Genomic DNA, 26,702 nt, shown 5'->3' on the forward strand with positions numbered 1-26,702 from the left:
GCCAGGGCCGCCACGGGCACCACATAGTATTTAATAAAGCAATACTATTTCACGACTTACTTTTACGGCTTACTTGACGACAGCGGCATACCATTTCAACACCTGATCGACGGCCTGATCGGCTGTCATTCCGGACGTATCGAGGACAAACGCCCCTTCCGCCGGCACCAGCGGCGCGATCGCACGGTGAGTATCACGTTCGTCTCGCGCCTGCAAATCCATCAGAAGGTCTTCCATAGTAGCAGAAAATCCCTTGTCTATCAATTGCTTATATCGGCGTTGCGCACGCGCCTCGACACTTGCAGTCAGGAAAACTTTCAACGGGGCATGCGGAAAAATCACCGTGCCCATGTCGCGCCCGTCCGCCACCAGTCCCGGCGTCTTGCGAAAACCCAGTTGCAAGGCGAACAAGGCTTGCCTTACGGCAGGGAGGGCGGCGATCTTCGATGCGGTATTGCCGACCGCTTCGGCGCGGATCGCATCGCTGACATTTTCATGCGCCAGCAGGATTTCGCCGCCGGCGAAGCTGCACTGCAAATGCTCGGCCAGCTTGGCCAGCGCATGCTCGTCGTGCAAGTCGGTACCGCGGCGTAGCGCACTGAGCGCCGTCAGCCGGTACAGCGCGCCGGAGTCGAGGTAATGGAAACCGAGCTTGTCGGCCACCCGGTGCGCCACCGTGCCCTTGCCGGAAGCGGTCGGGCCGTCGATGGCGATGACTGGGATGTGGGATGTCGGCATATATATTAGTGCTGCAGTAGTGTTGCGTTGATTACATTAACTATTAAATCAGGTTTTCGTGCGCGATGCTGGCAAAGGCCGCGAAATACTCGGGGAAAGTCTTGGCCACGCATTTCGGATCGTTGATGCGCACTTCCGTGCCACGGCGCGCCGCGCCATCCAGCGAGGCCAGCGAAAAGCACATCGCCATGCGGTGGTCGTCGTAAGTGTCGATGGTGGCCGGCCGGATCGCCGCCGGCGGCGTCACGCGCAGGTAATCGGCGCCCTCTTCCACCTCGGCGCCCAGCTTGCGCAATTCGGTCGCCATGGCCGCGATGCGGTCGGTTTCCTTGACGCGCCAGCTGGCGATATTGCGCAAGGTGCTGGTGCCGTCGGCATACAGCGCGGCGATGGCGATCGTCATCGCCGCGTCGGGGATGTGATTGAAATCGGCGTCGATGGCTTTCAATACGCCGCTGGAACGGGCTTCGATCCAGTTTTCGCCCATCGTGATGGCCACGCCCATCTGCTGCAGCGCTTCGACGAAGCGCACGTCGCCCTGGATGCTGTCGCGGCCCACGCCCTCGACCCGCACCGGTCCGCCGGCAATCGCGCCGGCCGCCAGGAAATACGACGCCGACGACGCATCGCCCTCGACGTGGATCAGACCCGGGCTTTGGTATTTCTGGCCCGGCCCGATGGTGAACGACGACCAGCCGTCCTGCTCGACGGTGACGCCGAAGCGCTTCATCAGGTTCAGCGTGATCTGGATGTACGGCTTCGAAATCAGTTCGCCGGCCACCTCGATGGTCACGCTGTGCTGTTGCGCCATCAGCGGCGCCACCATCAGCAGCGCGGTCAGGAACTGGCTCGACACATTGCCGGCCACTTTCATGCGCTGCGCGTGGATGTGGCCGCGGCGGATGCGCAGCGGCGGGAAGCCCTGCTCGCCGGTATACTCGATTTGCGCGCCGACTGCGTTCAACGCATCGACCAGGTCGCCGATCGGCCGCTCATGCATGCGCGCCACGCCGTGCAGCGTGTAGTCGCCGCCAATCACGGCCAGCGCCGCCGTCAGCGGACGGATCGCGGTGCCGGCGTTCCCCATGAACAGGTCGGCCGCGTGATTCGGGAAGATGCCGCCGGCGCCTTGCACATGGTGCACCTGGTGCAGCGTATGCGGATCGGTTTGCTCTTCCTGGGTCCAGTGCACGCCCAGCGCGGTCAGCGAGGTGAGCATCACCAGCGTGTCGTCCGATGCCAGCAAGTCGACGATCCTGGTGGTGCCTTCGGCCAGCGCGGCCAGCAGCAGCACGCGGTTGGAAATGCTTTTCGAGCCCGGCAGGCGCACGGCGCCCTCGACGTGCATCACCGGCTTTAAATCGAGATGGTGCGGGTAGTGTGTTTTATTCTGACTCATGCGAATTGGTCCTTGAAGATTCTAGGGGTGTGAGCGGGCCGCGGCCGGGGCTTCGGCGGACTCGATCGTCGCGATCCACTGTTCGCGGGCGCGCTGGGCGTTGCCGTACACAGCCTCGATGGCGGCGCCGTCGCCGGCGGCCAGCATGCCGCGCAGCTGTGTCAATTGTGACAGGTAGGCATCGAGTTCGTTCAGCAGCGCGGCTTGATTGGCCAGGCTGATGTCGCGCCACATTTCGGGCGACGATCCGGCGATGCGGGTAAAGTCGCGGAAACCGCTGGCGGCATACTGGAACAGCAGATCGGCGTGCGGCTTGTGGGCGATATCGTCGACCAGCGCAAAGGCCAGCAAATGCGGCAAATGGCTGACCGAGGCGAACACCTTATCGTGCTCTTGCGGCGTCAAGGCATGGATCAGCGCGCCGCAGGCACGCCACGCTTGCGCGACCCGCTCGACATCGGCCGCGGCATTTTCCGCCAGCGGCGTCAGCACGACTTTCTTGCCCCGGTACAGATCGATGATGGCGGCGTCCGGCCCGTTGGTTTCGCGTCCGGCGATCGGATGGCCCGGCACGAACTGATGAACCTTGGCGCCCAGCGCGCGGCGCGCCGCGGCCACCACATCGGTCTTGGTGCTGCCGGCGTCGCTGAGCACCGTGCCGGCCTGCAGATGCGGCAGCAGCGCCGCCAGGATCGCTTCGGTTTGCGCCACCGGCGCGGCGAGCAGCACCAGGTCGGCGCCATCGAGCGCCTGCGCCAGGTCATCCGTCGCGACATCGATGATGCCCAGTTCCAGCGCGCGGGCCAGCGACGCGGCCGAACGCTCGACGCCAACCACGGTGCCGACCGCGCCGGCGTGCTTCAAGGCCCGCGCAAACGAGCCGCCGATCAAGCCGACGCCGACAATAACAACTTTATTTAACATAGCGCCTCAACCTTCCGCCAGCACCTTGGTCAGCGTCGCGATCAAGACCGCGTTCTCTTGCGGCAAACCGATCGAGATGCGCAGCCACTGCGGCAAGCCGTAACTGCCGACCGGGCGCACGATCACGCCCTGCTTCAGCAAGGCCAGGTTGATGCGCGCGCCGGCGCCGTCGTCGTCACCGACGCGGACCAGCACGAAGTTGCCGTGGGACGGCACATATTCCAGGCCCAGCGCGTCGAACGCCTCGGTGAACTGGCGGTAGCCGGCGGCGTTGTTGCGCGCGCCCTGCTCCAGGAATGCGCTGTCGCCGAGCGCGGCGACGGCGGCCGCCTGCGCCATCGAATTGACGTTGAACGGCTGGCGGATGCGGTTCATCAAATCGGTCAATACCGGCTGGGCAATCGCAAAACCGACCCGCAAGCCGGCCAGGCCGTACGCTTTCGAGAACGTGCGCGACACCACCAGGTTCGGATACTGTTTCACCCAGGCCGCCGATTCGTATTGCTGTTCCGGCTGCAGGTATTCGTTGTACGCTTCGTCGAGCACCACCACCACGTGGGCCGGCACCTGCTTCAGGAATGCCTCCAGTTCGGCCGCCGGCAGGAAGGTGCCGGTCGGATTGTTCGGATTGGCGATGAAGACCAGTCTGGTATCGCTGTCGATCGCGGCAAGCATCGCGGCCAGGTCATGGCCGTAATCGCGCGCCGGCACCACGATGTGGCGCGCGCCCAGGCCCTGGGTGGCCAGCGCATATACGGCAAACGAATACTGCGAATACACCACCGCCTGGCCCTGCTGCACAAACGCGTGCGCGGCGATTTCAAGGATATCGTTGCTGCCGTTGCCGAGCGTGATCCAGTCGGCCGGCACATCGTAGCGCGCCGACAGCGCGGCTTTCAAATCGAAGCCGTTGGCGTCCGGATAGCGGCCCAGTTCGGCGGCCGCGGCGAACATCGCCTGCTTCGCCGATTCCGGCAAGCCGTATGGATTTTCATTCGACGCCAGCTTCACGATGGACGCCTCGTCGAGACCGAATTCACGCGCGACTTCGGCGATCGGCTTGCCGTTCTGGTAAGGCGCGATGGCGCGGACGTGTTGCGGACCAAAATTATGGGACATGGTATTTTTAATTAAATAAAGTGAACGTAAGTGAACGTTAGAGGCTCAGCGGATACGAGCCGAGCACCTTGAAGAAGGCGGCGTTATCCTTCAACTCCAGCAGCGCCTGCGCCACCGCCGGGTTGTGCACATGGCCTTCGATATCGACGTAGAAATAATACTCCCAGGTGCCGATGCGCGCGGGGCGCGATTCGAAGCGCGTCATCGACACGCCATGCCGGGCCAGCGGCGCCAGCAGCTGGTACACGGCGCCGGCCTTGTTCGGCACCGCCAATACCAGCGAGGTCTGGTCCTGGCCGGACGGCGCGGTCGCCAACGTGCCGACCACCGCAAAACGGGTGCGGTTGTGCGGATCGTCCTGGATATGGCCCTTGATCACGCCCAGCTTGTACTGTTCGCCCGCCATTTCGCTGGCGATCGCCGCCGTGGTCGGGTCGTCGCTGGCGATGCGCGCGCCTTCGGCGTTGGACGCCACGGCGCGCCGCTCGATCTGCGGGTAATGCTGGTTCAGCCACGCCTGGCATTGCGCCAGCGCCTGCGAATGGGCGCAGATGACCGTGATGCCGTCCATATTGCCGCTCTTGCTCATCAGGCTGTGATAGATCGGGATCGATATCTCGCCGCTGATGATCAAACTGGTTTGCAGCATCAGGTCGAGCGTGCGGTTGACCGCGCCTTCCGACGAATTCTCGACCGGCACCACGCCGAAATCGGCGGTGCCAGCTTCGGTGGCGCGGAACACTTCATCGATCGACACGCACGGCAAGCCGTCGACGGCGCTGCCGAATTGCTGGTACACGGCTTGTTCGCTGAAGGTGCCGACCGGCCCCAGGTAAGCGACCGTGACGCGCTTTTCCAGCGCGCGGCAGGACGACATGATTTCGCGGAAGATGGTTTGCACTTCGCGGTTGCCCATCGGCCCGGGATTGCGCTCGGCCACGCCGCGCAGCACCTGCGCCTCGCGCTCGGGACGGAATACCGGCGCGCGGGTTTCGGCCTTGACGTGGCCGACTTGCTGGGCCACCAGCGCGCGGCGGTTGAGTAGGTCAAGAATTTGCGCGTCGATCGCATCGATCTCTTCGCGCAATGGTTTTAATTTGTCTGTCATGGTGGATGGACTTCGTCTGCTGTATTTCGATCTTTGCCGCCGCTGGCAAAATTCAGGCTCGTTCAAGCCAGTTCAAGCCTTGCCGCGGCCGGCGAACTCATTCAAATAATCGACCAGCGCCTGCACGCCCTCGATCGGCATCGCATTGTAAATCGATGCTCGCATACCGCCGACGGACTTGTGGCCCTTCAGTTGCAGCAGGCCGCGCTGCTTGGCGCCGGCCAGGAATGCTTCATTCAATGATGCGTCGCGCAGGAAAAACGGGATATTCATGCGCGAACGGCATTCGGGATCAATCGGGTTGCTATAAAAATCATCGGCGTCGAGCGCCGCGTACAACAGCGCCGCTTTCTCGATATTACGCTGTTCCATGGCCGCCACGCCACCCTGGCGCTTGAGCCACTGGAATACCAGGCCGGCGATATAGATCGCATACGTCGGCGGCGTGTTGAACATCGACGCATTGTCGGCCACCACTTTCCAGTCGAAGGTCGACGGGCAGCATGGCAGCGCATGGCCCAGCAAGTCTTCGCGCACGATCACCAGCGTCAGACCGGCCGGGCCGATATTCTTTTGCGCGCCGCCGAAGATGACGCCGTATTTCGACACGTCGATCACGCGCGACAGGATGTGCGACGACATGTCGGCCACGATCGGCGTATCGGCCGACAGGCCGCCCAGCTCGGGCGTGAAATTGTATTCGGCGCCGTCGATGGTTTCATTGGTGCACAGGTGCAGATAGGCCGCGCCGGGCGTCAGATTCCATTGCGCTTGCGGCGGCACGGTCGAAAAGCCCTGCGCCCGGGACGACGCGGCGATGTTCACGCTGGCGTAGCGCGCCGCTTCCTGGTGCGACTTGGCGGACCAGGAACCGGTGACGACAAAATCGACCGTGGCCGGCTTGTCAACGGTCGCGGTGCGGCCCACCAGGTTCATCGGAATCACCGCGTTCTGGGTCAGCCCGCCGCCCTGCATGAACAGGATCCTGTAATTGTCCGGCACCGCCAGCAAGTCGCGCAGGTCGCGCTCGGCCGCTTGATAGATGGCGCTGAATTCGGGACCGCGGTGACTCATCTCCATCACCGACATGCCGCTGCCATGCCAGTCGAGCATGTCGGCGGCGGCCTGTTGCAACACTTCCTTCGGCAAGACGGCGGGGCCGGCGGAGAAATTATAAATGTGGGTCACGTTGACGGTCCTGGATAGTTGTTAAGTGGATCGCTGGCGCACTTGCCGTATTGGCAAACAGCGGCCATAGATAGCAATTGGGGCCCGGATAAGGGGCCCCAATCATTTTACTCTGCCGTTTCGTCCGGCGCCTGGTCAGGCGCTGCCGCCGGATTGTCGCGCGGTGCCACCGGGGCGGCCGAAGCGGCCTCGGTGCTCAACTCGACTTCATCGATATCGGTCTCGACCACCCGCTGCAAGCCGGACAGCTTGGTGCCGTCTTCGACCGCGATCAGCGTCACGCCCTGGGTGGCGCGGCCCATCTCGCGGATCTCCGACACCCGGGTGCGAATCAGCACGCCGCCGGTGGTGATCAGCATGATTTCATCGCTGGTGTCGACCAGCGTCGCGGCCACCACCTTGCCGTTGCGCTCGCTGGTCTGGATCGCGATCATGCCCTTGGTGCCGCGGCCGTGACGGGTGTATTCGGTGATCGGGGTACGCTTGCCGTAACCGTTCTCGGTCGCCGTCAATACCGATTGCTGCTCGTTCTCGGCCACCAGCAGCGCGATCACGTGCTGGCCTTCTTCCAGGTTCATGCCGCGCACGCCGCGCGCCGTGCGGCCCATCGGACGCACGTCGTTTTCGTCGAAGCGCACCGCCTTGCCGGAATCGGAGAACAGCATCACGTCGTGCTTGCCGTCGGTCAGCGCGGCGCCGATCAGGAAGTCGCCCTCGTCCAGGTCGACCGCGATGATGCCCTTTGCGCGCGGATTGCTGAAGTCTCTCAAAGGCGTCTTCTTGACGGTGCCCAGGCTGGTCGACATGAACACATAATGGTCTTCCGGGAAGACCCGGTTGTCGCCCGACAGCGGCAGGATCACGGTGATCTTTTCATTGTCCTGCAACGGGAACATATTGACGATCGGCTTGCCGCGCGAATTGCGCGAACCTTGCGGCACTTCCCACACCTTCAGCCAGTACATGCGGCCGCGGTCCGAGAAGCACAGGATGTAATCGTGGGTATTGGCGATGAACAGCTGGTCGATCCAGTCCTCTTCCTTGGTCGCCATCGCCTGCTTGCCGCGGCCGCCGCGTTTTTGCGCGCGGTATTCGGTGATCGGCTGGGCCTTCATGTAACCGGTGTGCGACAAGGTCACCACCATGTCTTGCGGCGTAATTAAATCTTCGGTTTCCAGGTCGGTCGCGTTCAGCTCGATCTGCGAACGGCGCACGTCCTTGTTGCCGGCGCCGTATTCGTTTTTGGCCAGCGTCATTTCATCGGTGATGATGACGGTGACGCGTTCCGGCTTGGCCAGGATGTCCAGCAAGTCGGCGATGTGGGCCATCACTTCCTTGTATTCGTTGACGATCTTGTCCTGTTCCAGGCCGGTCAAACGTTGCAAGCGCATTTGCAAAATTTCTTGCGCCTGGTCGTCGGACAGCTTGTACAAGCCATCGGCCTGCATGCCATAGTGCTTCGGCAGGTGTTCCGGACGGAAGGCGTCGATGCCGCCGACGGTGGTGCCGTCGCCGGTACGGGCCAGCATTTCGCGCACCACCGACGAATCCCAGGGACGCGACATCAGCTCGACCTTGGCGATCGGCGGCGTCGGCGCGGCCTTGATGATGGCGATGAAATCGTCGATATTGGCCAGCGCGACCGCCAGGCCTTCCAGCACGTGGCCGCGTTCGCGCGCCTTGCGCAATTCGAACACGGTGCGCCGCGTGACCACTTCGCGGCGGTGCGCCAGGAAGCATTGCAGCATCTGCTTCAAGTTCAGCAAACGCGGCTGGCCATCGACCAGCGCCACCATGTTCATGCCGAAGGTGTCTTGCAACTGGGTCTGCTTGTACAGGTTGTTGAGCACCACTTCCGGCACTTCATTGCGTTTCAACTCGATCACCACGCGCATGCCCGATTTGTCGGACTCGTCGCGGATGTCGGAAATGCCGTCCAGCTTCTTGTCGCGGACGTTTTCGGCGATGCGCTCCAGCAGCGACTTTTTATTGACCTGGTATGGCAGCTCGTCGACGATGATCGCGATGCGGCCGCCTTCCTTGCCGAATTCCTCGAAGTGGGTCTTGGCGCGCATCACCACCCGGCCGCGGCCGGTGCGGTAGCCGTCGCGCACGCCGGACACGCCATAGATGATGCCGGCGGTCGGGAAGTCCGGCGCCGGGATGATGTCGATCAGCTCGTCGATGCTGCAATCCGGATTGCGCAGCACATGCAGCGCGCCGTCGATCACTTCGGTGATATTGTGCGGCGGGATGTTGGTGGCCATGCCGACCGCGATGCCGGAGGCGCCGTTGATCAGCAAGTTCGGAATCCTGGTCGGCAGCACCGACGGTTCCTTTTCCTTGCCGTCATAGTTCGGCACGAAATCGACGGTATCCTTGTCGATGTCGGCCAGGATTTCACTGGCGATCTTGTCCAGGCGGCACTCGGTGTAACGCATCGCGGCGGCGGCGTCGCCGTCGACCGAACCGAAGTTGCCCTGGCCATCGACCAGCGTGTAGCGCAAAGAGAAATCCTGCGCCATGCGCACCAGCGTGTCGTAAATCGACGCGTCGCCGTGCGGATGGTATTTACCCATGGTTTCGCCGACCACGCGGGCGCACTTGACGTAAGGACGATTCCACACGTTATTCATTTCATGCATCGCGAACAAGACCCGGCGGTGCACCGGCTTCAAGCCGTCGCGCACGTCCGGCAAGGCGCGGCCGACGATCACGCTCATCGCGTAATCGAGGTAGCTCTTGCGCATCTCTTCTTCGAGGGAAATAGGAATTGTTTCTTTTGCGAATTGATCCATTGGCGGTTCGACTGATCTCAGGCTGTGGTTAACTTATCTGTTACGCAATGTGTGACGCAAACTGCATATCCTTGGCGGCTGTTGCTCTGGTGGCGGGCGCGGTGACCGGCACACCATGTTGTTAACAGTCAAGCGTACGATTTTAGCATGCGCGCCCGGCGTGCTGCGCAAATCTGCGGCAAGCCGCATGGATGGCCGGTTTGCACCGCTTTTGTGCAGTCATGCCTGCGAATAGTGCATAAAAGTAATGTAATTTTCAGTCACTGCCCGTTAATGTGGCAAAAAGCCCGCGCAAATGTAAGTGCCTTGTAACAAACCGGTGTTTGCGTTGCAGGAAAACAACGACAAGTCTAAAATCGGGGAAACTTTGATTTAACCACGTTCGTGTGCCGGGAACGCGTGTGGCAAAATGGTTGTGAAGTTAATTGCAAGTTTCGCAATAGGAAACGAGCGTTTCTAACCTGCATGTTAAAATCTCGGCACGCAAGTCAAGTAGCGCAGTGTTGTTCTGCGGATATCATCCCCGAAAGGAAAAAAGAATGAATAAATTTGTAACGTTGTTTTTCGCTGCATCCGCAGTGATTGCTGGCTCGGCTTCGGCCCAGACCCCAACCTCGCCACCGTTCGCGCCAGTGACCACCGATCTGAAAGCACCTAGCCCAAAAAGCGCCTATGTGCAAGATGCACGTGGCGTTATCGTCCGTGATCCATTCGGCCTGTGCTGGCGCACCGGCTACTGGACACCAGCTGACGCGGTGCCAGGTTGCGACGTACCGCTGTGCGTAGCGCCAGAAACCCTGCAAGACGGCAAGTGCGTCGCACCTCCGCCGCCACCTGTAGCGCCTGCACCGGCTCCAGCCCCTGCACCAGCTCCAGTACCAGTCGTGGTTGCGCCAACCTCGGAAAAAGTCAGCTTCGCCGCTGATGCATTCTTCGATTTCGACAAAGCCACCCTGAAACCGGAAGGCAAAGCGAAACTGGACGACCTGCAATCGAAACTGGGCGGCATCAACCTGGAAGTCATCATCGCTGTCGGCCACACCGACTCGGTAGGTACCGAAGCTTACAACCAAAAACTGTCGATCCGTCGCGCAGAAGCTGTGAAAGCTTACCTGGTTTCGAAAGGTATCGAAACCAACCGCGTGTACACCGAAGGCAAAGGTAAAGCACAACCAGTCGCAGACAACAAAACTGCAGCTGGCCGCGCACAAAACCGTCGCGTGGAAATCGAAGTTGTCGGTACCCGCAAGTAATTAGTTACTGGCAAACACGGCGCGCAGCAATGTGCGCCGGCTGAAAAAACCTCGCCACGGCGGGGTTTTTTTACGTCCATGGCTGCCGTTTCCGCAAATAGCCGTTATTATTCGACCTATGAACGCCGATCCCTTAGAACTGCAAAAATTTAGTGAGCTGGCCCATCGCTGGTGGGACCCCACATCCGAGTTTCGTCCCTTGCACGAAATCAACCCCCTGCGCCTGGAATGGATCAATGCGCGCGTGCCGCTGGCCGGCAAGCGCGTGATCGACATCGGCTGCGGCGGCGGCATCCTGGCCGAATCGATGGCGAAAAAAGGCGCCAGCGTGACCGGCATCGACCTGTCCGAAAAAGCGTTGAAAGTGGCCGACCTGCACAGCCTCGAATCGGGCGCGCAGGTGCGCTACCAGTTGATCGCCGCCGAAGACATGGCCGAGCAGGAAGCCGGCCAGTACGACGTGGTGACCTGCATGGAAATGCTGGAACACGTGCCGGATCCATCGTCCGTGGTGCGCGCCTGCGCCAAGCTGGTCAAGCCGGGCGGCCAGGTATTCTTTTCTACGCTGAACCGCAACCTGAAAGCGTACCTGTTCGCCATCATCGGCGCCGAATACATCTTGCGCCTGCTGGCCAAGGGCACGCACGACTACGACAAGTTCATCACCCCGGCCGAACTGTCGCAATTCGCGCGCAGCGCCGGCTTGAGCGTCGATGGCTTGAAAGGCATGAGCTACAACCCGCTGACCAAGATCTACTCGCTGAACCAGGATACCAGCGTCAACTACCTGGTGGCTTGCAGCCGGCCGCTTTAACCATCCTGACCGGCGGCCGTGGCCGCCGTTTTCCTTCATTTATCCGATACCAGCCATGACCACACCTACTGCGCCGCGCGCCATCCTGTTCGACCTGGACGGCACCCTGGCCGACACCGCGCCAGACCTGGCGGCGGCGCTCAACCTGCTGCGCAGCAAGCGCGGCCTGGAAGCGACGCCCTACGAACTGCTGCGCCCGACCGCCTCGGCCGGCGCGCGCGGCATGATAGGCGCGTCATTCGGCATCAAACCGGAAGACGAAGGCTACGAAGAGCTGCGCGTCAGCTTCCTCGACAACTACGCGGCGGCGCTGGCGGTGCACAGCACCCTGTTCGGCGGCGTACCGGAAATGCTGGACGGCTTGAGCGGACTGGGCCTGGCCTGGGGCGTGGTGACCAACAAGGCGGCGCGCTTCACCGACCCGCTGATCGGCCAGATCGGCTTGCACAAGGCGGGCTGCGTGATTTCCGGCGACACCATGGCGCATCCGAAACCGCACCCGGCCCCGCTGCTGGAAGCGGCGCGCCGGCTGGAACTCGCCCCTGAGCAATGCTGGTATGTCGGCGACGACTTGCGCGACATCCAGGCCGGCCAAGCCGCGGGCATGCGGACCATCGCCTGCGCCTGGGGCTATTGCGGTGCGGTCGAACCGCAGCACTGGGGCGCCGATTACCTGCTGGAATCGCCGCTGGCCTTGCTGGAAGTGGTGCGCGGGGTGGTACAGCGCGGGCAACTGGCGGCTTGATTATCTGGCATGCGTTTGATGTCGCAGGGGCTTGACGCGGAAGCAGACGAGCCCCGGCCAAGCAGGTAGATGACGACCTGGAATGGGCAGAGTTTGACATCATCGCAGCTTGATAGGGAAACAAGCCTGCAAGCTTGGGCGAATTGGGTTAAAATCAAAGTTCTGTGGGGACGACCTGGTTTCGACGTGGGTTGCAAAGCAGCGCAGGGCATACCGAGGGCTGGTTACCTCGTAAATACACCCAGAAAAAACTTAACTGCAAACGATAAATCGTACGCACTGGCAGCTTAATCGCTGCTAGCTCTAGAACACCTCGTCCCTGGGGTGGGCCGTCAAAAGCTCTGGAGTCATTTACAGGGACTCGTCTGATGCTGGGTTACTTAGCATTCGACTAAATAATAGGTAACTCGCTTGTACACAGCGTGCACGTCCGCGTTGTACCGGTTAAATTAAATGGCAGTGCTAAGTATGTAGAACTGTCTGTAGAGTGCTTGCGGACGCGGGTTCGATTCCCGCCGTCTCCACCACTGGATAAAAACAAAGGCCCCCGAGCGCAAGCTCGGGGGCCTTTGTTTTTATCCTTTCGCTGCCGCCAGCCGGGAACCGCATCCGCGGACGGTACGGACGCGGGGGTTTTGCGGGAATTCGGCGAGCGCAGCTCGGCGCCGCAAAACCGGGTTGCGCTTGCAAGCGCAACCCTCTCCGATTCGTCTGGCTAGGTTTTGGGGCGCAGGCTGTTTTTCCTAAGCACATCATTGGCGGCCCGATGTACATCGCGCGGCTGAGGTCGAGTCTGAATGGAAAACCTGACTCCAACTCGTGATGCACAGACATAGGGGCGTTTCTGAACAAGTGGCTGGAGAGGCAGAAAAAACACCTCACCGTCAGCACATACAACGGCTATCGCAAAATCGTCGTTGCTCAGCTGATCCCTTGGCTCGGCACCATCATGCTGTCGGCGCTGCGCAAGGCGCTGAATGACGCGATAAAGAACGAGCTGATCGAGGTCAATCCTCTGGCGCGCTGGTGCTATTCCAAGGTCGAGGCGCCGCAGTCGAAAGACGATATCGACCCGTTTACGAAGGAGGAACAAGCGGCGATTTTGGCGCAGGCAACCGGCCAGGGGCGCAACCTGCTGCAGTTTGCCTTCTGGACCGGCTTGCGCACGTCAGAACTGGTGGCCCTGGACTGGGCCGACGTGGACTTCGTTCGTGGGGTCGTGATGGTGACACGAGCCCTCATCCAGCATTCCAAGGCGGCGGAGAGCACCAAGACCAACGCCGGCCGCCGCGAGGATAAGCTGCTGGAGCGCGCCATGCATGCGCTACAGGAACAAAAGGCATTCACATGGGTGAAGGGCGAGGAAGTTTTTCAAAATCCTCGCCTGGAGCGGCGCTGGGAGGGCGACCAGCCTATCCGCAAAACGCTGTGGACGGGGATATTGCAAAATGCTGGCGTACGGTATCGCAATCCTTACCAGACACGGCACACGTACGCCAGCATGATGCTATCGGCCGGAGAGCACCCAATGTGGGTGGCAAAACAGATGGGACATGCGGACTAGACCATGATTGCTCGAGTATACGGGCGGTGGATGCCGGATGCAGATACATTAGCAGGGAGCCGTGTTGAAATACTATTTGAAAATATTGCCAAGATTTAACTTCCCTTATTTTGATCAGATCGCATGCGGAAAGTTGACGTAATGCAATATTGCAATATAGGCTCAGGGCATGCGATTTTCTTTCTTTTTCACAATGCGCAAATACTATGATTTAGGTTGACAAATCATGAATAAGTCCGTATTTTGTCAACCATGGAAAAGTCAAAAATCAATGAGAGAATTCGACGGGCACGCGTTTCGCGAGGCATGTCGTTAGATGAAGTCGCCCAAAAAATGGGCGATATCACCAAGCAAGCACTGAGCAAATTTGAGAGCGGGAAGATGGCTCCAAACTCCGCAAGAATCCTTAAGCTGGCAAGAGCTTTAGAGGTAAAGCCGGAGTATTTTTTCCGAAAAGAAACCGTATCACTTGCGCCGCTTGAGTTTAGAAAGCTTGCCAAAATGCCACTCTATCGGCAGGCGCAAGTTAGCGAACTCATGCATGACCACTTGGACCGATACCTTTCGCTGGAAATGTGTTTTGACGAATCAGTACGAGCAACTGTACTTCCTCCAAGGTCATTAAAAGTTAGCTCGGTTGAGGAAGCCGAAGAAGCCGCGAACACTTTACGTGCCCGGTGGGCAATCGGCGGAGACGCAATTGCCAACCTTACTGATCTCTTGGAGTTCCACGGCATCAAAATAATCTTATTGAATGTATCTGAGGACTTTGATGGCGCGTGCGCCGCGTCCCATGACGAAACCAATGTTCTCATTTCACTCAACAAAGATCGTCCAGGTGAGCGAATGCGCTTCACTGCAGCACATGAACTAGGTCACTGGGTCATGGAACTTCCAGAGTCAATGGATGATAAGACCAAAGAAATATGCTGTCATCGTTTTGCCGGCGCATTTCTGTTCCCCGCTGCACAGGTGAAGGTCGAGTTCGGTGGGCATACTCGTTCAAGAGTTCACCCCCAAGAGTTGCTAAATGCAAAAGAGCTCTACGGTATTTCAATGCAAGCGATTGTTCGACGCCTCAAGGATCTTGGTCTACTAAGTCCAGCCGGATACCAAGCGATAACCATTACTATGTCTGGGAACGGGTGGAGAAGGATGGAACCGGGGGCTTTGCCTAGCGAACGCCCTCGTCGATTTGAGTCCTTAGTATTTCGGGCGCTGGCCGAAGGGATGATTACGGTTTCACGAGCAGCTGAATTCCTTCAAATTCCGATCAGTCAACTTGATGCTGGGGTATGTGGCGCACTGGTGCATGAATGAACTTAGTTTACATTAGTGACACAAACATACTAATTGACTTCAGACACGCGGGAATGTTGGAAGTGCTGTTTCAACTTCCATTCACGCTTTGCTGTACTGACTTTGTTCTGTTCGAGCTCAATGATTTTGACCATGATGAGTTAACTGAAATGGGTTTGTCCGTTGTGGAACTGGATGAAGATTCAGTCAAGAGCCTATCTGAACTTACCGACGCGCATAACAATAGTTCACTCGCTGATGTCTCATGTTACTTTTTAGCTAAGTCTACTGGGCGTCCTCTTTTGACGGGTGATGGACAGCTCAGAAAACAAGCGGCAAAAGATGGTTTACAAGTCCACGGAGCACTATGGCTGCTCGACAGACTGGTGGAAGTAAATATTGTAACAAAAATACAAGCTGCCATGGGTTTGCAAGCCATGCTCGCTGCCGGCGCAAGACTGCCACGACAAGAGTGCGCATTACGCATTGCTAACTGGCAAATTTGACGTGCTGCATTAATGGAAGCAATGCTTAGACCGACATCTACTTCGTGACGATTTTTTTAATATCTGCAAAATGCCAGCTAATCAAGCGTAACGCTATAGAACACTGCATTTTCGGTAGGTTCGATTCCCGCCATCTCAACCACCGGACAAAAAAATAAGGCTCCAAAAGTGCAAGCTCGGAAGTCTTTTTTTTCCAGACGAAATATTGAGATCCAGGGAAATGGCAAATGCAAAAATAAGTATCGACAAATCGAATAACCCATAAAAAATTCACCTCATCAATTTCGCCGTCAGCATCACCTGCAACAGCACCGCGCTACAATATCCACCCCGCGCACGCTTGAATCCCCAACTCCTCCCTCCTCGTCTATACTCAACATACCAGTCAGCCCCAAACGTCGGCAAGCACTGTTAACCACCACAGTATTGCGCTTGTTTCTTGAAGCCGCCAGACTCATCCATGGCCCTCCATTTAAACTATGCCTACTATAAAATCGCCAAGAAACCTCTTTCTTTCGCTATTCACAGTCGTGCTGCTGATGATGACAATAAGCGACGCAAAAGCCGATATATGTTCCGCCTCGATGACGGACATCTCCTTTGGCAATGTCAGCCCCGTTTCCGGACAGGATTATTTCGCCAACGGCACACTCAGCATTACCTGCACTTTTATCATCCTGGACGGTAATATCATCATCCTTCCGAATATCAACGTCTGCGCCAACCTGGATCCCGGCCCGGGCGCGATTGATATCAACTCCCGGGTTCTGACCAACGGCACCAAGAAAATACCGTTCAATTTATATCGGACCGCCACTTACACACCCGCCAATGTATGGGGTGGTTATGCGACCACCAGCTCCATCAATACCTTATTCAGTGGATTGCTTGCGATTGGCACCAACACCTTAACCTTCCCGGTATATGCCAGAATCTCCGCCAGCGACCTGGCCCTGGCCGCGACCGAGTCCAACGCCACCACCACCTACGCGACGAATTTCACCGGCGCCGGGACGATTAACTATACGTCGGGCTCCATTATTGTTCGTCCTTGCCAGACTTCCGGCACCACGGCCTCGTTTGGATTCAATGTCCGGGCCAACATCATTAATGACTGCCTGATCAATACCACGCCGGTGGCGTTCGGTTCGCGGGGCGTATTGTCCGGAGGTATACGGGCCACCGGTAATGTCACGGTGAAGTGCACGGTGGCGAACAGTTACAGAATCGTATTGAGCGGCGGCAACGTGACGAATGCACAAAATGACCGCAGGATGAAGAATGCGCTAAGCAACGAAACTGTTTCTTATCGATTGTCATCCAGCCTGGATGGCCCGATCTGGGGCGATGGCACAGCTGGTACGACGACTTACGATAATGTGGGTACCGGCGCTAGCCAGCAAGTGACGATCTATGGGCTGATTCCCAGCCAAACCACGCCGTCGCCGGGGGATTATAGCGACAAGGTGACTGCAACCGTCTATTTTTAACCATATTTATCAGTGCCGGGACGCGGCAGAGGCGACCGTCAAGCGCCGTGCCTCCGCGTCCGGCCTGCACGCCGTCCGTTGTACTGGCCGCCGTTCTAGTGGATAATCTGGCCCATGAACGATACCACTACCCTCCCGCCCCTGCCCGACCGCCTGTCCATCGACCCAAGCAGCCCTTATCATATCGCTGCCGTGTTCGAACACGACATCGGCATTAAAATCAACGACAAGGAACGCTCGGATGTCGAAGAGTACTGCATCAGCGAAGGCTGGATTAAAGTACCTGCCGGCAAAACCCTGGACCGCCGCGGCCGCGCGATGCTGATCAAATTAAAAGGCAAAGTCGAAGCGTTTTACCGTTAATCTGGATGGTCCGGCGTCGGATGGACGCGGATTCCAGCCTTATCTTCCTTAAAAGTAACAGCCCGCCTCGGATTCACGGCGGGCAATCACTGTCTCCCCTGCCAGCCACTTTACGGCATCGTGCGCTAACCCACTCCCCATCCAATTGCCCCGGAATTAACAGATCCTGTTCCCCATTCATGGTATAAAGCGGGCCAGACTTGTTTTGTGACCTATCCAATGACCCGTGGCTTTTACATCATCATGGCAGCGCAGTTCTTTTCTTCGCTGGCAGACAACGCACTTTTGTTCGTCGCAATTGATCTGCTGACCAGGATGAACAGCCCGGCTTACCTGTCGCCGATGCTCAAGCTGTCGTTCGTGTTGTTCTATATCTTGCTGGCCGCTTTTGTCGGCGCATTCGCCGATTCGATGCAAAAAGGCCGCGTGATGTTCATCGCCAACCTGATCAAGATTTCCGGCTGCGTGCTGCTGTTTTGCGGCGTCTATCCATTGCTGGCCTATGCGGTGGTCGGTTTCGGCGCGGCGGTGTATTCGCCCGCCAAGTACGGCATCCTGACGGAATTGCTACCGCCTGAAAAACTGGTGCCGGCCAATGGCTGGATCGAAGGCTTGACCGTCATGTCGATCATCCTCGGCACGGTGATGGGCGGCGCGCTGGTCAGCGAACACGTGTCGGCGCTGCTGCTCGGTTTCGACCTGCCGCTGATGAATACCGGCGTCAACAGCACCACCGAGGCGGCGATCTGCGTCACCGGCGGCCTGTATCTGCTGGCGTCGCTGTTTAATCTGTTTATCCCCGACACCGGCGCCCGCTACGCGCGCCAGGAGCATAGCCCGTTCAAGCTGCTGGCCGACTTCGCCGGCTGCGTCAAGATTCTGTGGACCGACAAGCTGGGCCAGATTTCACTGGGGGTAACCACGCTGTTCTGGGGCGCCGGCGCCACCTTGCAATTCATCGTACTCAAGTGGGCTGAAAAGACCTTGCACATGCGCTTCGAAAACGCCACCAGCCTGGTCGGCGTGGTCGCGATCGGCATGGCGCTCGGCGCGGTACTGTCGGCGCGCCTGGTGACCTTGAAGAAATCGCTGTCGGTGCTGCCGTTCGGCATCGCGATGGGCTTGATCGTCACCTGCATGCCATGGGTGCATTCGGTGCCGCTGGCATATGTGCTGCTGGTCTTGATCGGTGCGCTGTCCGGCTTTTTTGTGGTGCCGATGAATGCGCTATTGCAACATCGCGGCCACGTGCTGATGAGCGCCGGCCATTCGATCGCGGTGCAGAATTTCAATGAAAACCTGTCCATCCTGGCCATGCTGGCGATTTATGCGCTGTTGCTGAAATTCCATGTCAACCTGGACGTGATCATCGTGCTGTTCGGCCTGTCGGTGGCCGGCATCATGTACTGGATCATCCGGCAGCACGCGGCCAACCAGCGCCACTTCGATTCGGTGGCGCTGATCGGAGAAGCCAAACACTGACATCCGCTGGATTAAGAGCATCCAAGCTGACCATGGCGCCAGCCGTGGCCTGCGCTACAGACCATGCATGCAACGGTGAAGATTGATAGAATGCTTGCCGTGGCCGATACGATACTTTCATCGGCAACGGGCATTGCATCGTTGCCGATCTATTATCCAAGCATGAATATTTTATAAAATAGACATAAATATGCTCTCAAAAAGAGCCTATTCAAGAATTCACACGATCCAAGAGACGAGCAGATGCCGGCGCCACACACCGCACCGGCGCCGTTCTCACCCTGTATCCCTCAAGGGAAAATTTTCACTGGAGTTGCCATGAAGTGGGCTGTTGTAGGTATTTATCTATTGGCAATGTGCCATATTCATTTCCGCGGCAAGGTGCGCCTGCCCATCTTGCGCCAATTGTTCGACCATTCGTCGTTCATGGCGCCGATCAATATGTTCATGCACTTTTTCTCGAAAGTGCCGTCGACGCCCTATCTGTCGATCGATAACTTCAAGGAACTGGCGCCGCTGGAACAACACTGGGAAGTGATACGCGCCGAAGCCGAACACTTGATCACGCTGCAAAAGATCAAGGCGTCGGAACAAAATAACGACGCCGGCTTCAATTCCTTCTTCAAGACCGGCTGGAAACGTTTTTACCTGAAGTGGTATGACGCCAGCCATCCATCGGCTGAACGTTTCTGCCCGCAAACGGTAGCCTTGTTGCGCGGCATTCCGAGCGTCAAGGCGGCGATGTTCGCCGAATTGCCGGTCGGCGCCAAGCTGAACCCGCACCGCGACCCGTTCGCCGGTTCGCTGCGCTACCACCTGGGCCTGGCCACGCCGAACGACGACCGCTGCTTCATCGACGTCGATGGCGAACGCTACAGTTGGCGCGACGGCCGCGCCGTGATGTTCGATGAAAGTTATATCCACTGGGCCGTCAACGGCAGCGACGGCAACCGCATCATCCTGTTTTGCGATATCGAACGGCCGATGCGTTTCCGCTGGGCGCAGGCGATCAACCGCTGGCTGGGCCGCACCATCATGACGGCCGCCAGTTCGCCGAATGAAACCGGCGACCAGACCGGCGGCGTCAGCAAGCTGTTCTATGTTTCGTGGATCATGGGCCAGTATCGCCGCCGCCTGAAGGCGTGGAACAAGACTGTGTATAAACTGGTCAAGTTCGGCCTGATCATCGGTATTGCCGCGCTGATTATCTTTATCTGAGGATCATGCATGTCTTGATCCTTGGCGCACGCGCCGGTTTGCCTCGAATGGGCGCGCGCGTTTCAAGCTTGCTGCCCTACGCAAACATGGCGCCATTCCTGACGCCAAAAGGCAAGGCTGCGTTGCGCGACCAGTTGCCGCGCCAAACTGACTTAGAGCCTATCCCAGTAGATGAATACGTCCCCTGCTGGCGCTCCTCAGCAGACGACGCTCACGACTGGCATAGGCTCTTAAGCGTAATAGCTATCGTCCAGCAACATATCTTCAAAGAAAGCGCCGAATTGCTTTTCCGGATGGCGGATATGGATTTCCAGTATCCAGCGCATCGCCGATGGCGCGAACTCGGCGTCGGCCAGCGCGCCGGTATAAATCGTGGCGTGCGGGAAGTCCGACACGCGGTGGCCGCCCAGGTCGAAATTCAATTCCCAGCCCATTTGCCGGGCCTGGTTGTCGGCATAGGCGTACAGCGCCTGGCCGGTCAGTTTTTGCGTGTGCCACACATGGCGCACATCGTGGAACAACGCTTCGGCGTCGCGTGCGCATTGGGCGTGTTCGGCATTGTTGCCGACTGTGAAGCTGGCGCCGCCGTCGCCTTCCCAGCTGTCGACGCGCGGCGCGATATCGAGAAAGTAAATATCGTTTTCCTGCAAGATCACGCCCGGTTCGGACGCCTGTTTCATCGGCTTCATGGTGTTCTTGCCGAAGCGCACCCGGGTCGGGTGCCAGCTCAATGCCAGGCCGGCCTCGGTCAACACTTTCTTGGCCATCTCCACCGCGTCTTCTTCCAGCATGCCGGGACGGATGTTGGCGGAAATGGCGCGGATGGCCTGGCGGGTTTTGTTACGCGCCAACAGCATGCCGTCGTCGGAATAAGCGGGACCGACACGTTCGGCTTCGGCTGCAATCGTGGTACTTTTCATCATTTATTTCCTCAAGATGCGGTGCGTATCGAATGCCGCTCCGGTAAGGAAATTATCGATGGCGCCGCTATGTGGCGCTGGGCTAAGTACCGCGTTATTCGGACAGCATCGTCGGCTTTCCTGCCACGCAGGTTCCAGCGACGGTCAGGCGTCGCCGTGATGCGAAAAGTTGATGCGATATTGCTTGGCAGATACCCCCAGCCGCTTCAGGAACACTAGCCGCATCTGGTCGGCATTGCCGAAACCGCAGCGGTAGGCCACGGTTTTCAGCGGTTCGGCATCGCGTTCCAGCATCACGCGGGCGGCGTCGACCCGCACGCTTTCTATGAATTCGGCCGGCGTCACCTTGGCGACACGCGCAAACACGCGCGCGAAGTTGCGCGGACTCATAGCGACGATACGGGCCAGGTCCTCGACCTTCAATTCCTCGTTCAAATGGTCGAGCACGTATTGCTGCACTTGCGCCACCGGCGACGACGCTTCCACCAGCGGCGTCAGGTAGGGACTGAATTGCGACTGGCCGCCACGCCGCTGGGTGAACACCACCAGCCGCTTGGCGACGCTGAGCGAGACGTCCGGGCCATGATCCTGCGCCAGCAAATACAGCGACAAGTCGATGCCGGCGGTGACGCCGGCCGAGGTGTACAGATTACCGTCACGCACATAAATGCTGTCGGCATCGACCCTGGTCTTGATGAACGCCTCGGCCAGCGCCGGCGCATCGTTCCAGTGGGTAGTCACGGTTTTACCGTCGAGCAAACCGGCGTGCGCCAGCAAGAACGCGCCATTGCAAATCGAGCCATAGCGCCGCGCCCGGGCCGATGCGGCCACCAGCCAGGCGGAAAACTCGGCATCCCTGGCCTGCTCCGGCAAGTCCGGCCCGCCGGCCATCAGCAGCAAGTCGAAGCTTGCATCGGATTCAGAATAATGCTGATGGGCGGCAATCGGCAAACCATTCGAACAGGCGATCGTGCCGCGCCGGGTGCCCAGCACGGTGATCCGGTATTGCTGGTCTGACGGCAAGAAACGGTTCGCTTCGGCAAACACATCCATCGGCCCGGCCACATCCAGCGCCTGTACGCCGGGAAAGATCAAGATTGCGACTGTGCGCATGGATGCCCTTATGTATTGAAAGAATCAGGCGCCGCGCGCCTGCGCCACGACCTCTGCGATCATGTCGGCCGTCACCGCCGACAAGGTCCAGCCCAGATGCCCATGGCCGGTATTGTAGAACACGCACGGCGCGCGGCCGCGCCCCACTCTCGGCAACATGGCCGGCAACATCGGCCGCAAGCCGGCCCAGGGAATCACGCTGCGCGTGCTGACGCCCGGAAAACACTGTTCGACCCAGTCGATCAGTGGACGGATGCGGTCGGCGCGGATATCGCGGTTATCGCCATGAAACTCGGCGCTGCCGGCGACCCGCAAGCGGTCGTCGCCGAGCCGGCTGCTGACCAGCTTGACGGCGTCGTCGCACAAGCTCACTTGCGGCGCGCCGGTCCGGCTTGGTGCATCGGGCAAATTGACGGTGATCGAATATCCTTTCACAGGATAAATATTGAGCCGGTCGCCCAGCCCGGCCGCAAACGCCCGGCTGGCCACCCCGGCGCACACCACCACGCCATCGAACTGCCAGGTTTCATCCCGCGTCGCCACGCGGACACGGCGGCCGTCGGTCGTCAACGCGGTGATCTGTTGCCCGTAACGGCAATCGACGCCGAGCCGGACAATGGCGGCGGCCAGGCCGCTGCTAAATTTGTGGATGTCGCCGCTGGCGTCGCTGTCGGTGTAGTGGCCGCCATAATAATGACCGGCCAGCGCCGGTTCGATGGCCCGCATTTCCGCCGGCGTCACGGCGCGGCGCTGCAGTCCGCCCCGCGCCAGCAATCTGGACACGCCCAGCGCATGCTCGAAACCGGCCTTGTCGCGGCAGAGATGCAAGATGCCCTGGCGCCGCAAGTCGAAAGCAATACCTTCCGCCTCGGCCGATGCATACAGATGCTGCCGCGCGGCGATGGCCATCCGCGCCGCCTGCACGGTATTGCGTTCATAGCCGGGAATCGCGGCGATGAATTCGGCAAACCACGACAACTTGTGCCAGCCCGGTAGCGGATGCACCAGCAGCGGCGCATCCTTCTTCAACATCCATTTCAATCCCTTCAGCACATTCGCGCCATGGTTCCACGCTTCCGCGTTCGAGGCGGACAATTGGCCGCCATTCGCGAACGAGGTTTCCATCGCGGCGTAGCGCTGCCGTTCGATCAGCGTCACGGCAAAGCCGCGCCTGGCCAAGGCATACGCCGTCGTCACGCCGGTGATGCCGGCGCCGATCACGGCCACGGTTTTCATGGCGCCGTCACCTTGCGCACCAGCGTATCGGCCACCGTCAATGGCCGGCCGGCGCCATCGGAGACATACATCGGCAATACCGGCCGGCCGCTGGCCCGTTCCAGCAACAGCGAATGCGCTTCGTTCTTCTTGAATAAATGGCCTTCGGCCCATTGCCGCAATGCCACCACCACCGGGAATAATTTCAAGCCCTTGTCGGTCAGCACGTATTCCTGGTAGGCGCTGCCATCGGATGCGGGCGCGGCTGCGAAGATGCCCTCTTCGACCAGCGTATGCAAGCGGTCGGTCAGGATATTGCGCGCCACCCCCAGGCTTTTATGGAATTCGCCGAAGCGGCGCATGCCGTCGAACGCGTCGCGTATCAGCAGCAGACACCAGCGGTCGCCGATCACATCGAGCGCACGCGCCACCGGACAATGGTCGCCCTTCAAACTCTTTCGTTTCGCCATGATTTACCTGCCTGAATGGGGATAGTAGTTGCATTTTAAAACTGAAACCATCACACCTCAAGAAGTTTCAATTTGCTACTACATTCAGGAATTCATCATGTCCGAGGCGCACATCAGCCAGTCTCTGCCCTTGATCAGGCCCGGCTCGCTCAATCGCCGCGGCACGCGCCAAAGGTGGCGCGTGCCATGAAACCAGGAGTTACAGCTTGATCTCGGTGCCCAGCAAGGCCAGGAATTGCGACAGCCACTGCGGGTGCGCGGGCCAGGCCGGCGCGGTGACGAAATTGTCGTCGGTCACCGCGTGCGTCACGTCGATATCGGCATACTCGCCGCCGGCCAGCCGCACTTCCGGCGCGCACGCCGGGTAGGCGGAAATCAGCTTGCCGCGGATCACGTCGGCGGCGGCCAGCAATTGCGCGCCATGGCACACCGCCGCGATCGGTTTTCTGGCCGATGCGAACAGGCGTACGATGTCGATCACGCGCGGGTTCAGGCGCAGGTATTCCGGCGCGCGGCCGCCGGCGATCATCAGCGCGTCGTAACTGGCGGCGTCGATGTCGTCGAAACTGGCGTTGAGGGCAAACAGATGGCCCGGCTTTTCAGTATACGTTTGGTCGCCTTCGAAATCGTGGATCGCGGTCTTGATCTTGTCGCCGCTTTTCTTGCCGGGACACACAGCATGCACCGTATGGCCCACCATGATCAGGGCCTGGAACGGCACCATCGTTTCATAATCTTCCGCAAAATCGCCCGTCAAAAACAGAATTTTCTTCGCCGCCATTTGATTCTCCTATGAAAGATCGTTTCGATAAATTGGCTTACCAACTTTATAACTATCCTTATCTTAGCCTGTTCGTACCTGTTTTACCGGTTTTCCTGATAATTTCGATGGACTTTTACCGCATCCGGAGAGTCCAACATGCACACCAACGATAACAGCAGCCGCGATTTCCCCTTGTCAGCCGGCATCTTGCTGGGCCTCGGCCTGGGCGGCTTTTTCGATGGCATCGTATTGCATCAGCTATTGCAATGGCACCATATGCTATCGAGCACAGGGTATCCCGCCACCACGCTGGGCAACCTGAAATTCGAGGTGGTCTGGGATGGCATCTTTCATGCATCGACTTATATCTTCGTGCTGGCCGGCCTGCTGATTTTATGGCGCGCGGCACGCCGCCATCACGCCATCTGGTCGGGAAAATTATTGGGCGGCAGCATACTGGCCGGCTTTGGCCTGTTCAACCTGCTGGAGGGCAGCATCGACCATCATCTGCTGAAAATTCACCACGTGAATGAAACCGTACCGCTGCAGCAATGGCTGTATTGGGACCTGGCTTTCCTGGCATGGGGCGCGCTGATGCTGCTGGCCGGCTGGCGGCTGTGGCGGGCCGGTAAAAGGCAAAGCGGACGTGGACGCATGGTTTGAGGCAAAATGTCCACTCTTCATCCAAGGACACCGCCATGATTTTTGAAATCGCCCACATCCAGGTTACACCCGATTCCCACGCCGCGTTCGAAGCGGCCGTCACCAAGGCCATTCCCTTGTTTCAACGCGCCCGGGGCTGCAATTCGATGAAGCTGGAACGCTCGATCGAGCATCCCGACGCTTACCGGCTGGTCGTTAGCTGGAGCACGCTGGAAAACCATACCGTGGATTTCCGCAACAGCGAGGATTTCCTGGAATGGCGCCGCCTGGTCAGCGGCTTTTTTGCCGTTGCGCCGCAAGTCGAGCACATGAATACCGTGCTGACCGGCTTTTAAATTGACGCTGCCGGAAGGTGAAACACTTGGCGTAAATACGCGAGGAAAGTTTCATCCTTGCATAGAGTCTTGCCGGGCGAATCGGATAATTTCGCCACCGACTGGCCATTGCAGCGCACCAGTTTCATCACGACATTCAGCGGCGTCAAGCCGACGTCGTTGGTCAAATTGGTGCCGATGCCAAAACCGGTCATGATGCGGCCGGCGAAATGGCGGTACAGTTCAAATGCTTTCGGCAAGTCCAGGCCATCGGAAAACACCAGCCGCTTGGTATTGGCGTCGATGCGCAAGCCCGCATAATGCGCCAGCGCCTTTTCGCCCCAGATCACCGGATCGCCGGAATCGTGGCGCAAGCCGTCGAACAGCTTGGCGAAATACAAGTCGAAATCGGCCAGGAAGGCGTCCATGCCGACCACGTCGGTCAGCGCCACGCCCAGGTCGCCACGATATTCCTGGACCCAGTCTTCCAGCGCCGCCTTCTGGAAATCGCGCAGCCGCACGCCAAACGCCTGGAACGACTGCATGTATTCATGCGCCATGGTGCCGATCGGTACCATGCCGAGGCGTTTTGCCAGGTACACATTCGAGGTGCCCTTGAAATATTGCGGCACTTCGCGCGCCAGCGTCAGCACGACTTCATCTTGCCAGGCGGCGGAAAAACGGCGCCGCGTGCCGAAATCGGAAAATTCAAACGGATGGCGCTCGCGCGGCTGCTGGCCGAAAGCCTTGATCGCGTCCAGCTTCGCGGCCAGCCGGCGGCGTCCCTCCTGCAGCGCGGCTTGCTGGTCGAAGCGGCGGAAATACAATTCATTGACGATGTACAGCACGAAAATCTCGAAACCCATCACGTGCACTTGCGGACCGGCCGCATGCACCTGCAAGGTGTGGCCATCGCTGCTGACCTCGATGAATTTGCGCTGGAAGCGGAATACCGTCAGGAAATCGACGAAATCGCTTTTCATGAAGCGCAAGGAGCGCAAATACGCCAGTTCATCTTCGGCGAACGACATCGAGCACAGATGGTCGAGCTGCTCTTCCAGTGCGTGTTTCAGCTCGGCCAGCGGATACTCCGGGGTATTGCGGCAAACGAATTCATATTCGGTATGGGTATTCGGATGCCAATGCAGCAACGCCTGCCACATCGTGAATTTGTATAAATCGGTTTCCAGCAGACTACGTACTATCGGGATCATCATTTACTTTCAAGACTGCTCT

At 59.0% G+C, this 26,702-nt stretch carries 25 protein-coding genes and 1 other RNA gene; 13 read left to right on the forward strand and 13 right to left on the reverse strand.

The features are described 5' to 3' along the window. Positions 1 to 69: 69 nt before the first annotated feature. The 7 genes from cmk to gyrA all read right to left on the reverse strand — a co-directional run bounded on the left by cmk (position 70) and on the right by gyrA (position 9,274). A complete protein-coding gene (gene cmk, locus GJA_RS18980) occupies positions 70 to 738 on the reverse strand; it encodes a (d)CMP kinase (RefSeq protein ID WP_038495313.1) in 669 nt (222 codons plus the stop codon). 43 nt (positions 739 to 781) lie between these two features. Continuing rightward, positions 782 to 2,137, reverse strand: a complete 1,356-nt coding sequence (gene aroA / locus GJA_RS18985) for a 3-phosphoshikimate 1-carboxyvinyltransferase (protein ID WP_038495317.1) — start codon at positions 2,135 to 2,137, stop codon at positions 782 to 784. 21 nt (positions 2,138 to 2,158) lie between these two features. Then, on the reverse strand, positions 2,159 to 3,061 hold the full coding sequence (locus GJA_RS18990; protein WP_038495320.1) for a prephenate dehydrogenase: 903 nt from the start codon (positions 3,059 to 3,061) through the stop codon (positions 2,159 to 2,161). A 6-nt stretch (positions 3,062 to 3,067) separates the two neighbouring features. Continuing rightward, positions 3,068 to 4,180: a histidinol-phosphate transaminase gene (hisC, locus tag GJA_RS18995; protein WP_038495323.1), complete on the reverse strand. Its 1,113-nt coding sequence runs from the start codon at positions 4,178 to 4,180 to the stop codon at positions 3,068 to 3,070. Positions 4,181 to 4,217: 37 nt separating this feature from the next. Next, positions 4,218 to 5,288: a prephenate dehydratase gene (pheA, locus tag GJA_RS19000; protein ID WP_038495326.1), complete on the reverse strand. Its 1,071-nt coding sequence runs from the start codon at positions 5,286 to 5,288 to the stop codon at positions 4,218 to 4,220. Positions 5,289 to 5,360: 72 nt separating this feature from the next. Beyond that, positions 5,361 to 6,476, reverse strand: a complete 1,116-nt coding sequence (gene serC, locus GJA_RS19005; RefSeq protein ID WP_038495329.1) for a 3-phosphoserine/phosphohydroxythreonine transaminase — start codon at positions 6,474 to 6,476, stop codon at positions 5,361 to 5,363. A gap of 107 nt (positions 6,477 to 6,583) precedes the next feature. Then, complete coding sequence (gene gyrA / locus GJA_RS19010) at positions 6,584 to 9,274, reverse strand: DNA gyrase subunit A (RefSeq protein WP_038495332.1); 2,691 nt, start codon at positions 9,272 to 9,274, stop codon at positions 6,584 to 6,586. Between the two features lie 539 nt (positions 9,275 to 9,813). Between gyrA and ompA the strand changes: the two genes are divergently transcribed. The 11 genes from ompA to lpxO all read left to right on the forward strand — a co-directional run bounded on the left by ompA (position 9,814) and on the right by lpxO (position 20,008). Next, positions 9,814 to 10,527 carry an outer membrane protein OmpA gene (ompA, locus tag GJA_RS19015; protein WP_038495336.1) on the forward strand — a complete coding sequence of 238 codons (714 nt, stop codon included), beginning with the start codon at positions 9,814 to 9,816 and terminating at the stop codon, positions 10,525 to 10,527. 118 nt (positions 10,528 to 10,645) lie between these two features. Further along, positions 10,646 to 11,341, forward strand: coding sequence for a bifunctional 2-polyprenyl-6-hydroxyphenol methylase/3-demethylubiquinol 3-O-methyltransferase UbiG (gene ubiG, locus GJA_RS19020; protein ID WP_038495339.1), 696 nt, complete (start codon positions 10,646 to 10,648; stop codon positions 11,339 to 11,341). A 55-nt stretch (positions 11,342 to 11,396) separates the two neighbouring features. Continuing rightward, complete coding sequence (locus GJA_RS19025) at positions 11,397 to 12,086, forward strand: HAD family hydrolase (protein WP_038495342.1); 690 nt, start codon at positions 11,397 to 11,399, stop codon at positions 12,084 to 12,086. A 166-nt stretch (positions 12,087 to 12,252) separates the two neighbouring features. After that, positions 12,253 to 12,613, forward strand: a transfer-messenger RNA (tmRNA) gene (gene ssrA / locus GJA_RS26865). A 317-nt stretch (positions 12,614 to 12,930) separates the two neighbouring features. Further along, positions 12,931 to 13,650, forward strand: coding sequence for a site-specific integrase (locus tag GJA_RS19030; RefSeq protein ID WP_277914423.1), 720 nt, complete (start codon positions 12,931 to 12,933; stop codon positions 13,648 to 13,650). 252 nt (positions 13,651 to 13,902) lie between these two features. Continuing rightward, positions 13,903 to 14,970, forward strand: a complete 1,068-nt coding sequence (locus GJA_RS19035; RefSeq protein ID WP_038495346.1) for a helix-turn-helix domain-containing protein — start codon at positions 13,903 to 13,905, stop codon at positions 14,968 to 14,970. Next, positions 14,967 to 15,455: a PIN domain-containing protein gene (locus tag GJA_RS19040; protein ID WP_038495348.1), complete on the forward strand. Its 489-nt coding sequence runs from the start codon at positions 14,967 to 14,969 to the stop codon at positions 15,453 to 15,455. The genes GJA_RS19035 and GJA_RS19040 overlap by 4 nt, the downstream gene beginning before the upstream one ends. A 539-nt stretch (positions 15,456 to 15,994) precedes the next feature. After that, positions 15,995 to 16,945, forward strand: a complete 951-nt coding sequence (locus GJA_RS19045) for a Csu type fimbrial protein (protein WP_167541134.1) — start codon at positions 15,995 to 15,997, stop codon at positions 16,943 to 16,945. A 114-nt stretch (positions 16,946 to 17,059) separates the two neighbouring features. After that, on the forward strand, positions 17,060 to 17,308 hold the full coding sequence (locus GJA_RS19050) for a DUF3297 family protein (RefSeq protein WP_038495353.1): 249 nt from the start codon (positions 17,060 to 17,062) through the stop codon (positions 17,306 to 17,308). A gap of 219 nt (positions 17,309 to 17,527) precedes the next feature. Continuing rightward, positions 17,528 to 18,790: a lysophospholipid transporter LplT gene (gene lplT, locus GJA_RS19055; protein WP_038495355.1), complete on the forward strand. Its 1,263-nt coding sequence runs from the start codon at positions 17,528 to 17,530 to the stop codon at positions 18,788 to 18,790. 318 nt (positions 18,791 to 19,108) lie between these two features. Next, entirely contained in the window at positions 19,109 to 20,008 is a 900-nt protein-coding gene (gene lpxO, locus GJA_RS19060; RefSeq protein ID WP_038495359.1) for a lipid A hydroxylase LpxO, read from the forward strand. A gap of 230 nt (positions 20,009 to 20,238) precedes the next feature. Here lpxO and GJA_RS19065 read toward each other — a convergent pair whose 3' ends face one another. From GJA_RS19065 to GJA_RS19085, 5 genes are all read right to left on the reverse strand, one after another. Continuing rightward, a complete protein-coding gene (locus GJA_RS19065; RefSeq protein WP_038500467.1) occupies positions 20,239 to 20,928 on the reverse strand; it encodes a M24 family metallopeptidase in 690 nt (229 codons plus the stop codon). Positions 20,929 to 21,072: 144 nt separating this feature from the next. After that, entirely contained in the window at positions 21,073 to 22,041 is a 969-nt protein-coding gene (locus tag GJA_RS19070) for a GlxA family transcriptional regulator (RefSeq protein WP_038495362.1), read from the reverse strand. 24 nt (positions 22,042 to 22,065) lie between these two features. Next, complete coding sequence (locus GJA_RS19075; RefSeq protein ID WP_051781125.1) at positions 22,066 to 23,277, reverse strand: D-amino acid dehydrogenase; 1,212 nt, start codon at positions 23,275 to 23,277, stop codon at positions 22,066 to 22,068. Further along, positions 23,274 to 23,726: a winged helix-turn-helix transcriptional regulator gene (locus GJA_RS19080; protein WP_038495364.1), complete on the reverse strand. Its 453-nt coding sequence runs from the start codon at positions 23,724 to 23,726 to the stop codon at positions 23,274 to 23,276. The genes GJA_RS19075 and GJA_RS19080 overlap by 4 nt, the downstream gene beginning before the upstream one ends. A 199-nt stretch (positions 23,727 to 23,925) precedes the next feature. Beyond that, complete coding sequence (locus GJA_RS19085) at positions 23,926 to 24,507, reverse strand: DJ-1/PfpI family protein (RefSeq protein ID WP_038495367.1); 582 nt, start codon at positions 24,505 to 24,507, stop codon at positions 23,926 to 23,928. A 138-nt stretch (positions 24,508 to 24,645) separates the two neighbouring features. Here GJA_RS19085 and GJA_RS19090 point away from each other — a divergent pair, with 138 nt between their 5' ends. Together GJA_RS19090 and GJA_RS19095 are read left to right on the forward strand one after the other, a co-directional pair. Beyond that, complete coding sequence (locus GJA_RS19090; protein WP_038495370.1) at positions 24,646 to 25,152, forward strand: DUF2243 domain-containing protein; 507 nt, start codon at positions 24,646 to 24,648, stop codon at positions 25,150 to 25,152. A 35-nt stretch (positions 25,153 to 25,187) separates the two neighbouring features. Continuing rightward, complete coding sequence (locus tag GJA_RS19095; protein WP_038495373.1) at positions 25,188 to 25,487, forward strand: antibiotic biosynthesis monooxygenase family protein; 300 nt, start codon at positions 25,188 to 25,190, stop codon at positions 25,485 to 25,487. On the opposite strand, the gene pncB is transcribed toward GJA_RS19095, so the two are convergent. After that, positions 25,484 to 26,680 carry a nicotinate phosphoribosyltransferase gene (gene pncB / locus GJA_RS19100; protein WP_174525963.1) on the reverse strand — a complete coding sequence of 399 codons (1,197 nt, stop codon included), beginning with the start codon at positions 26,678 to 26,680 and terminating at the stop codon, positions 25,484 to 25,486. The genes GJA_RS19095 and pncB overlap by 4 nt on opposite strands. Positions 26,681 to 26,702: the final 22 nt, after the last annotated feature.

This window comes from Janthinobacterium agaricidamnosum NBRC 102515 = DSM 9628, from assembly GCF_000723165.1.
GTDB lineage: Bacteria > Pseudomonadota > Gammaproteobacteria > Burkholderiales > Burkholderiaceae_D > Janthinobacterium > Janthinobacterium agaricidamnosum.

Coding starts and splice junctions, on each gene's coding strand:
- cmk (WP_038495313.1), bottom strand. CDS start 738: ATGCCGACATCCCACATCCCAGTCATCGCCATCGACGGCCCGACCGCT.
- aroA (WP_038495317.1), bottom strand. CDS start 2,137: ATGAGTCAGAATAAAACACACTACCCGCACCATCTCGATTTAAAGCCG.
- GJA_RS18990 (WP_038495320.1), bottom strand. CDS start 3,061: ATGTTAAATAAAGTTGTTATTGTCGGCGTCGGCTTGATCGGCGGCTCG.
- hisC (WP_038495323.1), bottom strand. CDS start 4,180: ATGTCCCATAATTTTGGTCCGCAACACGTCCGCGCCATCGCGCCTTAC.
- pheA (WP_038495326.1), bottom strand. CDS start 5,288: ATGACAGACAAATTAAAACCATTGCGCGAAGAGATCGATGCGATCGAC.
- gyrA (WP_038495332.1), bottom strand. CDS start 9,274: ATGGATCAATTCGCAAAAGAAACAATTCCTATTTCCCTCGAAGAAGAG.
- ompA (WP_038495336.1), top strand. CDS start 9,814: ATGAATAAATTTGTAACGTTGTTTTTCGCTGCATCCGCAGTGATTGCT.
- ubiG (WP_038495339.1), top strand. CDS start 10,646: ATGAACGCCGATCCCTTAGAACTGCAAAAATTTAGTGAGCTGGCCCAT.
- GJA_RS19025 (WP_038495342.1), top strand. CDS start 11,397: ATGACCACACCTACTGCGCCGCGCGCCATCCTGTTCGACCTGGACGGC.
- GJA_RS19035 (WP_038495346.1), top strand. CDS start 13,903: ATGGAAAAGTCAAAAATCAATGAGAGAATTCGACGGGCACGCGTTTCG.
- GJA_RS19040 (WP_038495348.1), top strand. CDS start 14,967: ATGAACTTAGTTTACATTAGTGACACAAACATACTAATTGACTTCAGA.
- GJA_RS19045 (WP_167541134.1), top strand. CDS start 15,995: ATGATGACAATAAGCGACGCAAAAGCCGATATATGTTCCGCCTCGATG.
- GJA_RS19050 (WP_038495353.1), top strand. CDS start 17,060: ATGAACGATACCACTACCCTCCCGCCCCTGCCCGACCGCCTGTCCATC.
- lplT (WP_038495355.1), top strand. CDS start 17,528: ATGACCCGTGGCTTTTACATCATCATGGCAGCGCAGTTCTTTTCTTCG.
- lpxO (WP_038495359.1), top strand. CDS start 19,109: ATGAAGTGGGCTGTTGTAGGTATTTATCTATTGGCAATGTGCCATATT.
- GJA_RS19065 (WP_038500467.1), bottom strand. CDS start 20,928: ATGAAAAGTACCACGATTGCAGCCGAAGCCGAACGTGTCGGTCCCGCT.
- GJA_RS19070 (WP_038495362.1), bottom strand. CDS start 22,041: ATGCGCACAGTCGCAATCTTGATCTTTCCCGGCGTACAGGCGCTGGAT.
- GJA_RS19075 (WP_051781125.1), bottom strand. CDS start 23,277: ATGAAAACCGTGGCCGTGATCGGCGCCGGCATCACCGGCGTGACGACG.
- GJA_RS19080 (WP_038495364.1), bottom strand. CDS start 23,726: ATGGCGAAACGAAAGAGTTTGAAGGGCGACCATTGTCCGGTGGCGCGT.
- GJA_RS19085 (WP_038495367.1), bottom strand. CDS start 24,507: ATGGCGGCGAAGAAAATTCTGTTTTTGACGGGCGATTTTGCGGAAGAT.
- GJA_RS19090 (WP_038495370.1), top strand. CDS start 24,646: ATGCACACCAACGATAACAGCAGCCGCGATTTCCCCTTGTCAGCCGGC.
- GJA_RS19095 (WP_038495373.1), top strand. CDS start 25,188: ATGATTTTTGAAATCGCCCACATCCAGGTTACACCCGATTCCCACGCC.
- pncB (WP_174525963.1), bottom strand. CDS start 26,680: ATGATCCCGATAGTACGTAGTCTGCTGGAAACCGATTTATACAAATTC.